General features: G+C 58.6%; 7 protein-coding genes and 4 pseudogenes. 3 read left to right on the forward strand and 8 right to left on the reverse strand.

Features of this window, described 5'->3' with window-relative positions:
- Nucleotides 1-145: 145 nt before the first annotated feature.
- Nucleotides 146-463, forward strand: a pseudogene (locus XM50_RS00825) (integrase core domain-containing protein); the annotation flags it as partial.
- A 360-nt stretch (nucleotides 464-823) separates the two neighbouring features.
- On the opposite strand, the gene XM50_RS21055 reads toward XM50_RS00825, so the two are convergent.
- The 4 genes and pseudogenes from XM50_RS21055 to XM50_RS19350 all read right to left on the reverse strand — a co-directional run bounded on the left by XM50_RS21055 (nucleotide 824) and on the right by XM50_RS19350 (nucleotide 2,267).
- A complete protein-coding gene (locus XM50_RS21055) occupies nucleotides 824-1,090 on the reverse strand; it encodes a hypothetical protein (protein WP_443024622.1) in 267 nt (88 codons plus the stop codon).
- A gap of 34 nt (nucleotides 1,091-1,124) precedes the next feature.
- Nucleotides 1,125-1,403: pseudogene (locus XM50_RS21060) on the reverse strand (hypothetical protein); the annotation flags it as partial.
- An 85-nt stretch (nucleotides 1,404-1,488) separates the two neighbouring features.
- Nucleotides 1,489-1,674: pseudogene (locus XM50_RS21065) on the reverse strand (transposase); the annotation flags it as partial.
- A 140-nt stretch (nucleotides 1,675-1,814) separates the two neighbouring features.
- Nucleotides 1,815-2,267, reverse strand: coding sequence for a PilZ domain-containing protein (locus XM50_RS19350; RefSeq protein WP_231621811.1), 453 nt, complete (start codon nucleotides 2,265-2,267; stop codon nucleotides 1,815-1,817).
- A 609-nt stretch (nucleotides 2,268-2,876) separates the two neighbouring features.
- Between XM50_RS19350 and XM50_RS00835 the strand changes: the two genes are divergently transcribed.
- Entirely contained in the window at nucleotides 2,877-4,235 is a 1,359-nt protein-coding gene (locus tag XM50_RS00835) for an exopolysaccharide biosynthesis polyprenyl glycosylphosphotransferase (protein ID WP_046406598.1), read from the forward strand.
- 199 nt (nucleotides 4,236-4,434) lie between these two features.
- Nucleotides 4,435-5,307, forward strand: a complete 873-nt coding sequence (galU, locus tag XM50_RS00840; RefSeq protein ID WP_046406602.1) for a UTP--glucose-1-phosphate uridylyltransferase GalU — start codon at nucleotides 4,435-4,437, stop codon at nucleotides 5,305-5,307.
- A gap of 523 nt (nucleotides 5,308-5,830) precedes the next feature.
- Here the strand turns inward: galU and XM50_RS21070 are convergent.
- The 4 genes and pseudogenes from XM50_RS21070 to XM50_RS21085 all read right to left on the reverse strand — a co-directional run bounded on the left by XM50_RS21070 (nucleotide 5,831) and on the right by XM50_RS21085 (nucleotide 8,911).
- A complete protein-coding gene (locus XM50_RS21070) occupies nucleotides 5,831-6,226 on the reverse strand; it encodes a transposase (protein ID WP_443024621.1) in 396 nt (131 codons plus the stop codon).
- A 12-nt stretch (nucleotides 6,227-6,238) separates the two neighbouring features.
- Nucleotides 6,239-6,502 (reverse strand): hypothetical protein, encoded by a 264-nt coding sequence (locus XM50_RS21075; protein ID WP_443024623.1) that lies wholly within the window; start codon nucleotides 6,500-6,502, stop codon nucleotides 6,239-6,241.
- 125 nt (nucleotides 6,503-6,627) lie between these two features.
- Nucleotides 6,628-6,837 (reverse strand): annotated as a pseudogene (locus tag XM50_RS21080) (transposase); the annotation flags it as partial.
- A 328-nt stretch (nucleotides 6,838-7,165) separates the two neighbouring features.
- Complete coding sequence (locus XM50_RS21085; protein ID WP_443024620.1) at nucleotides 7,166-8,911, reverse strand: HAD family hydrolase; 1,746 nt, start codon at nucleotides 8,909-8,911, stop codon at nucleotides 7,166-7,168.
- Nucleotides 8,912-9,137: the final 226 nt, after the last annotated feature.

The following is a 9,137-nucleotide window of genomic DNA, read 5'->3' on the forward strand; positions in this document are numbered from 1 at the left end:
GCCTCCAAAGTGTTGTCTCGACAACCTCACTTTAGATACCTGCTGACCGGCCATGGCTTGCCCTGATGAAGCCTGCGGCCGCTACGCGGCCTTGTCTTCATCAGGGCCATAGCGGCTCCCGAACCCGCGCTTCCCAATGTGCTACGGCACCGAGCTGACCAGCCTGGCGATCCTGAGATGGACGCAGGAGCGACCTGTCGAGTGGCACTACATCGCGCCGGGCAAGCCGCAGCAGAACGGCTACGTCGAGAGCTTCAACGGTCGTCTGCGCGACGAATGCCTCAACGAGACGCTGTTCGTGTCGCTCGGCCACGCCCGCTCGGTGCTGCGGCTCTGGCGAGACGACTACAACCATGTGCGCCCGCATAGCGGTGTTGGCGGGCTGACGCCCGCCGATGCTGCCAGGCGGGTTGCGCAACCCCGCCCCGAGGGGCACCATAACAACCCCGGACTCCAGTTATGATTGGTAGAGCTTTGGGGAGCACGTCAGTCGGGCGATATCGGGAAATCGCTATTTTCTATGCGGCTATGAAAACAATATTTGAGGATGTGGCCAAGCATCAGGATATGCTATCCAGTGCTGCGGGAGATGCCAAAGAGCACTACAAAAGACTGTCAGATATTTCTGCGGGACGACTCAAACTCTACACCGGAGAAAGTATAACGTCACGAGCTGCAGCATTTTTAGAACTCCATTTCCACAAAGAGGAATTTCGGCATTCGACTGTAGAGAACAGCCGCTTTTCTATTTTGAAGGACGCATTGGTGGGAGTTCTAGGGATGGGATACAGGGACGAATCGCGTGTTTGAAAGAAAAGATGCATCACTGCCTCAAGCATGAGCAATTTAAGACCAATCGGCGCTCGACGGAGGCGACCATCAGGTCGCGGACATCCTCGGCGGTGATGTCACCGGTGGTGGCGACGTGCCCCATGGCTTCTCGGTCGCAGCAGTCGAGCGCGAAGGCGACGCGCACCTTCTGGCCGTTGTTGCAGCCGATCTCTAACGCGTTTGCGCCGGTCGGCCGTGACACGACCGTCGCAGCGCCGGTCTTCGCCCTTGCCGCTTTGAGGCTGGAGCAGCAGGCCATGGACCTTCATGACGCGATAGACGCGCTTTGGGTTGGGCGCTGCGCGCCCGGTCTGCTGGGCTGGGCGGCGCAGCAGCGCATGGACGCGGCGATAACCGTAGGTCGGCAGATCGGCGACCAACTCGACGTCAGGCAGCGGGGGGCCGTCCTCGTTGCCTCGGGGGGGCGGTCGGTTATGCATCCGATGACGTTGGCGATCGCGGTCACTGACTGTCCCCCGGCAACGAGGTCGAGCGCGCCAGCAGTTGTGGGATGGTCCGCCCCCGTCTGCCCACCGCATCTCACGCTTGCCAGACGGGGGCGGACCATACATTCTTTTGGGCCTGCGGCCCCGGACACGGCCTCGCGCAGGATCTCCGCTTCCATGGTCTTCTTGCCGAGCAGTTGCTGGAGTTCGCTCACCTGAGCCTGCAGCGCCCGGTACTCGGATGCGGGCACCACCTCCTCGCCGCACCAGCTGCGGTTAGCGCACCTTGAGCCATCAACCGCCGCCAGGTGAGGAGCTGGACGGCGCCGATGCTGTGCCGGCGGGCGACCAGCGACACGCTCATGCCCGGTAGGTACGTCTCCTCGACGATCTGGACTTTCTCCCCCGGTGTTCAGCGCCTCAGCGCTGAACACCGGAGAGCACCCGGCCGTCGTTGTAACGCCTGGTTGTATACTCAGTCATATGCCTCACTCTTGTTCAAGAGCGCGACTCTGTCAGGTTCATTAGGGGATCATCTCAGCCGAGCAGAAACATCGCAACCGCGAAAACAGCACCCCACCCGATCACCGAGGCCCCAACAATTACCGCGAGCCGCGCCCGCAATCCCAGCTTTGACGTTACCGTAGGGTTTGCCGGCAAAATCGCGCCATGAAGGGCAGTGACGTTGCTCGGGCCGCTCGCGCGCGTTATTGCTCCGGGCGCCAAAGGCACATCGAACTTACATCCGTAGCCATACTCTCCGTACCACACGATCTGTCCGGCTGTGAGCCCCAAATGCGCAATGCCAACCTGAACTTTCTGTCCAGGTGCGATTGGGGCATCAGTAACTAGACGGCAGCCTTCTCGCGTTAAGTCGCAGACAAATGCTTCGACCGGAGGAGCATCGCTGATCCGCACAGTGCCAGGACGGCCGAAATTGACGCGCGGCGCGCTGCGCCGGTCGTAGTCCTGCACCCGCGACGGCGCCATCGCTCTCGCGACCCTAACCATTAACGCTAAACCTCAATCTGTTCCACCCATCTCCTGCACGTAAAAGGTTATCAATTCCTCCGCGGGGAAAGTTATCAATCTGATAATCGCCGGTGAGCATGCGAGCGGTAAAGCGCAGCCCGAAGCGTCCTGTTCGGAGGGGCGGCAGCTCCGACGGCGGAACTAGTTATCTGTTTAATGGTTGTATTATTTGAGGTTGCGACCCAACGCGGCTCGTAGGCGCAGGAGAGAATGTTGCGACATCAGGCGTCTAATGACGTTGTTCCCACCTCGTCGTTGATCGGCTTCGCCGGCGCGCTTGCCGCTGGAATGACGATATGGGCGATTGTTTTGTTGGTTGCTCTCGGCTGATCGGATCACCTCCGCCCGTCCGCACGACACGTATGGCCTGTGTACCAGCTGTCACCCACCGCTACTCACCTCGGCTAAGTGGCTGCCGCTCTTTCTGATTCACAGCGATCGGTGGAATCTGTATAGAATCACCGTGGCGGGGTAGTTCGTTTACTTCTGCCTGTCATCGCATGCCTTTAGGCATGGGGGTGTTCCGTCAGCGATGTGGGTGGTCGGGGAGTAGTGACGATAGCGAGTATGCCTTACACGCGGTTGGGGCTTCAACGCCGCAGAGCCACGTCGCAGGCGCTGCGTTTGCGTCTTTGTGCAACGATGGCCGTGGCCGATATCCTGGCGCTCGTGACCGCATTCCTGGCGGCACTTGTGTTCCAAAATCTTGACGATAACTGGTTTGCCATCCTGTTCGTAACAGTGCCAATCTATCTTGGCGCAGCGATGAACTCGGGCGCGTATGCCGTTACCGCGCTTCGTCATCGCGATTGCGGTCGTGTTGCCGCGCTGCAAGCTTTGGTATTTACCTTCGGCGCCCTTTTTCTGATCTCATACTTCTTTCGTATCGAGCAGCGGCTGCCGCGGTCGACGCTGCTGCTGACGATGATTGTAGCCACTGCGCTGGTCGTGCTTGTACGTTATTCAATCGCGATAGTCGTTCGTCAGCGATGGCGGGACGCGCTAGTCATGGAAATGGTGGTCTTGGATGACGTCCAGCCATCTCTAAGAGCATCGCTTATCCAAGTTGATGCCAAACAGGCTGGGATCGCACCAGACCTCCGCGATCCAATGATGCTCAACCGCTTCGCCGAACTGGTGCGTGGCGTTGATCGTGTCGTGGTCGCCTGCCCGGCGAAGCGCCGTAAGGAATGGGCAATGATGCTCAAGGGTGCCAACGTGCTAGGCGAGATCATGGTGGACGACATCGCTGATATTGGTGCCTTCAGTTTCGGTCGCATCGACGGGCACGAGACGCTCACTGTCGCCTCCGGACCACTCGATCTCAGTCAACGCATCATGAAACGTGGTTTCGATCTCGTGCTGTGTAGCATGGCGCTGCTTGCCTTGGCACCAGTATTGATCGTCACCGCAATCGCGATCAAGCTCGACAGTAATGGTCCAGTATTCTTTCGTCAGCGTCGGGTTGGTCGCGGCAACGCGTTCTTCGAGATTCTAAAATTTCGCTCAATGCGCCACGAGCTATCGGATGCTGCGGGTGCCATTTCCGCTAGCCGCGACGATAACCGCATCACTCGCGTTGGCCGAATTATCCGACGCACGAGCATCGATGAACTGCCGCAACTTTTAAATGTACTGGGCGGTTCAATGAGCCTTGTTGGCCCTCGCCCCCATGCGCTTGGCTCACTAGCGGGCGACCGGCTGTTCTGGGATGTCGATGAACGATACTGGCATCGGCATGTGCTTAAACCTGGAATTACAGGCTTGGCGCAGGTTCGTGGATTTCGTGGAGCGACACATCATCGTGATGATTTGGTAAACCGCCTTCAAAGTGACCTGGAGTATGCTGCTGGTTGGTCAATTGGCCGCGATATTTACATCCTGTTTGCGACATTTAAAGTGCTCGTACATAAGAACACATTCTAGTTCCGCTGGGTTGTTAACACCAATGCGGTTTGAAGTTCTTCCCATGTATCCTTGTTGCGTTGTGAAATCACTATCTGAGGTCGTCTTGAGTGACGGTAGCGGTCACTGCCAGAAGCGTTAGTTCTGGTCATTATTGTAACGTGTCTGTCTCGGAATGAGCTTAGGCGACCAGAACCTTGACCAGCTTGGGAGAACAAATTTGACGATCAAGGCCGTGCGTAAGGCGATTTTTCCAGTAGCGGGACTCGGCACGCGCTTTTTGCCTGCTACCAAGGCTATGCCCAAGGAAATGCTGACGGTCGTCGACAAGCCCTTGATCCAGTACGCAGTCGAGGAAGCGTTGGAAGCGGGCATTGAGCAGATCATCTTCGTGACCGGTCGTAATAAGACCGCGATCGAAGATCACTTCGATATCGCCTACGAGCTCGAGGACACATTGCGGGTGCGTGGCAAGTCGCTCGCGGCGATTGAAGGCATTCGAATGCAGCCGGGTAGCCCAGTCTATATCCGGCAGCAGGAGCCGCTTGGGCTAGGTCATGCCGTTTGGTGCGCCCGCGAGGTCGTTGGCGACGAACCCTTCGCGGTCATCCTGCCGGACGAGCTGATGGTTGGCGGCTTCATGCGCCAGATGGTTGAGGCATATACTAGTGTAGGCGGCAACTTCATCGGCGCCCTTGAGGTCTCGCCTGAGGAAACTGGCAAGTACGGCATCATCTCGCCTGGCGCGGATGACGGACGGCTGGTGGAGGTAAAGGCGCTGGTGGAGAAGCCCAAGGGTACGGCGCCCTCTAACCTGATGATCCCTGGTCGCTACATTCTCCAACCCGAAGTGATGCAGATCCTAGATGCTCACGAGACTGGTGCGGGCGGTGAGATCCAACTGACCGACGCGATGGCCCAGTTGATCGGGCGCCAGCCCTTTCATGGTTTTCGCTTTGAGGGCGAACGCTATGACTGCGGTGACAAGGCAGGCTATATTCAAGCTAATCTCGCACTCGCGCTTGGGCGCGAGGACGTCGGCCCCCAGGTGCGCCGCTTCGCCGAGACGCTACTACACGGGACCTTTGATTGAGCGGCTTAACATCACCAGACTTTATGAGAATTTCTGAGAGTGACCGTGGCGGAGCGTAGTATCTCAGCGTTGAAAGCTGAAAGGCTACCCCTTGTGAGGCGGATAGCGCCCGATTGAAGGTGGTGTGGTCGTCTATCTTCGTTGTGACGTGACGTGATGGGGTCGTCCACCCCATCACGTCAGGGTGGATGGCCCCTGAACCTGCTGCCGGTTTTCTAGACCGCTTTGAGCTGGAAAATTCCAGTGCTGAGGAGGGGCCGAGACGCGGAACATGCGACAAAAAGATCGAAGTTTTCGGAGGCGCGAATCTTCGTGGTGAAGCAGGATGAGGATGGCACGAGCGTCGGCGAGGTGTGCCGGAAGGCCGGGATCAGCACACGCTGATGCCCGGCAGCTGGGCACTCCTATTAACGTGTCAGATGGCACCGAAATGGCGTGACGAGAGCGTAGTTCGCCTTCCTGCCGGCTTGGCAGGGGCCGTATTTGGCGCTTCATGACCAGATAGCGGGGTTGCCGGGCACAGCTATCCTATGGCGGCCCTACGCTCGTGGAAGATCAGGCGGTCGATGTTGTAGGCGAGGTTGGCGAGGCCGATCTTCGTCTCGGCACGCGCGATGCCGATGGTGCGGATGAACAGCCCCATCTGGTCCTTCTGCCGGGCGAACACGTGCTCGATGCGGGCGCGCACGGTTGACTTGGCGGCGTTGGCGCGGGCGGTGCGGGCCGGCATCGGCTTGCCCCTGGGCTTCTTGCGGTGAACGCGGCTGACGCGTCCGATCGACCTGAGCCACGCCTCGTTGGAGCGGCTGCGGTAAGCGGTGTCCGCCCACACGTCGGAGGCGGTGTTGTCGTTGGTGACAACGTCACGCAGCATGCGCCCGTCGAAGCGCGCACCATCGGTGACCTTGCCGCGGCGGATGAAGCCATAGTGTTAGCGCCGGCCGATCGCGATGCTGCTCTTGTAGCCGAAGCTGGGGATGGCGATGTCGATCCCCGGCCGGCTATCGGGCAAGGCCCGTGCCTTCGCGAACTTCAGCGTCCATCGCGCGTCGGTGTCCTTCTGCGCCGCCCTGGCTGGCTGATCCGGCCATATCTCGCCGGCGCTCTTGCTCGCCTTGATCGCCTCCTTATCGGCCGCAGTGTTGCGCTGCTTCGGCGCGGCCACCAGCGTGGCGTTGACGATCTGGCCTCCCATCGGCAGATAGCCACGCTCGCGCAGCTGCCGGTCGAAGGCGACGAACAGCGCGCCGATCGTGCGGCACGGGTCAGCTTCTCGCGAAACAGCCGGATCGTGTTCTCGTCAGGCGTGGGCGCACCCAGGTCGAAGCCCAGGAACCGCAGCCAGCTCAACCGGTCGCGGATCAGGAATTCCATTCGTGCATCGCTGACGGTGTTCTGCGCCGCCAGGATCAGCACCTTGAACATCGCCACCGGATCATAGGGGGGCCGACCACCCTTGGCGCCGCTGCCATAAGCAAGCGCCTTCTCCAGCGCCGGGCGGAACACCTCAAAATCTACCACCCGCCCCATCGTCTCCAGCGGGACAGTCCGACAACCGCTTGAGCTGCTCCGATAGCCCGAACAATCCCGCCTGATGCATCTGCCGCCTCCTGCCGTCGGGTGCAGTGAATCATCTCCGGCCGGATCACACCAGGGTTATTGGGGATGCCCAGATACTTTTCCTCGACGATCCAAACCTTACCTTCGGGGTCCAAAACGGACCTCGTCGTCATTGTAGCGCTGGTCGCAGCTCAGCCATATGCCTCACTCTTATCCAAGCGCGAAGACCTGTCAGGTCCACTAGGAAGCATCTCACAGCATCGCATAGCTACGCTGGTACAGGACGCGGTCCACCCCATCACGTCACAGGCATGCGGTTTAGCCTCCGAAAGTCTGCTTTCAGTTCGCGAGCTTCGAACCGATAAACTGCATAGGCGAAGAGCAATAGGGCAAGCGACGCCGGCGCCATTATCGCGTCCATCCCTCGCGCGATCAAAATCGCGACAAGAAGCAGCAGAAATGTGATCAACCGAAGCGTCCGGGCTGGTACCTTAGGCCACGTTGAAAGAGCGAAGTGTTTGCGCTGATAACGATAGACCCCATATTCAAACCAGCGCGGTATAATCTGACTGAGGATCAACGCCGCTCCGGCCGAATGGAGATCTATGATCGCTATAGGTGATCCAAACCTAAAAGCTTGTAGAACCGGATAGACAAACACACGCGTGTCCTTGTCTACGCGGTTGTAAAAGTGGTAGACCATTCGACAGCTGAAGAGGACGCAAAGCCAGGCAGGACCAGCAATATACCATCGATCGGGGTGGATAAGCCATACCGCTGCTGCACCTAATCCGATTGCCCATACCCAGCAATAGACTTCAAGGAAGGGGTTCGTGAATCTCGCGAACTCTGGCTTAAGTTGAGGGTCGCCCTCATACCGTGCTGCGCACTTGTCATTGTCGAAGTAACCGGCTTCATAGATAGACCAGAAAGAGAAAAAGAGCAGCAGAGAGCCGGCGATGTGGGGAACCGTGATGGTGAGTCCCGAAAGGCACATTAGAAGCCAAGGTAGAACGTCCTCCCGCAGCAGTATGCGCCAGACTCTCACGCCAGGCTGCTTAACCCGGTTGAGATAATCGCCCGGAATGTAAGCGAAATCGCGATATTGCGGGTTCTTGTGAATGTTCGGCCATTGCGTAAGCAGCGGTAAGCTGCTCCTCGACAGGATATTGCGATCGTCCAGCGAATCCGTGACCATAGCCGCTCTGCCGATCAGATCAGTGCCGTGGCTCCGTTCGACCAGCGCCACCTTGCCACATGATCGATCGCCAAAGGCGCGTGTGCTGCAGCTGACCAAGTGAAAGTGGCTGGCCTGAGTTCTTTCGAGAAGCGGCCTTACCAATCGCCTGTACCCATTGGTTGCGATGATTACGGGTTCAGAGCGCGACAGAAGCGCGTCGAGAAGTGCGTTGTTCATGCGACACGTTCCCGCTGTTCGGCAGAAGCGTCGCCATCTTACGAGAGTCCAGGGGAAGAACACAGAAACGACAAGTACATGCCAGTTGTCTCTGCTGCAATCTCCGCCCGTCCATCGCCAGGGCTTGATTGCTCCTAATAGTCTGAGTAAATAACAAAGTAGAACGTAAGGGCGGGCTAAACTGATGTAGTCCTCAGTGGAATTCGACAGATAGAGCGTTTCATCTAGATCCACTATTACAGGCCCGGAAAAAGAGCCCAAACTCTCTAGGGCGCCCACAGGAGTGGTGAAATCTACGTCCTTTATTCGACCTGCGCTGTCGCTCACTTTGCGTCCCCCACGCCAATCTTTGCGACCCCATAACCCCAACGGAGGATCAAAGATAGGTATAGTTGTTGGACTAAGGCCCGGGCGCCTACCGAAGTCATCGTCCGCTCCGATGCGCTGATATTGACCTTCAGCAATGTAGGCATCAACGCCGGGCCCGTGCTGCTTCAGCGGCCGGGCACAGGGGCGACTTGCTTTTCGACCAAAGCTACGACGCTGACCAGCCGGGTGGGCATTGCGGGATGCAGGCGTCGTTCCGGCCTGCCTGGTTGCCGCAATCGCGAGCGTGCGAGCCGCCACGACACGCTCGCCACCAGCATCCTTTCAAGCCCGACGCTCGGCTGCTGGTTGTGCTCGAGGCCGAGTTCTGGACAGCATCAAAGGAATTAGACGCAGCTCCATACAGCCGCGGTCCTCAACCCGTTTTCGGCTAGCTCGACGACACGACGTTCGCTTCGCGATCGATGCAAAGCGGATTTATGAGGCGCTATCCGAAAAACCTTGCCCTGAACCGCCCCGGGTTTGC

Source organism: Sphingomonas sp. Ag1 (genome assembly GCF_000980895.1).
GTDB lineage: Bacteria > Pseudomonadota > Alphaproteobacteria > Sphingomonadales > Sphingomonadaceae > Sphingomonas > Sphingomonas panaciterrae.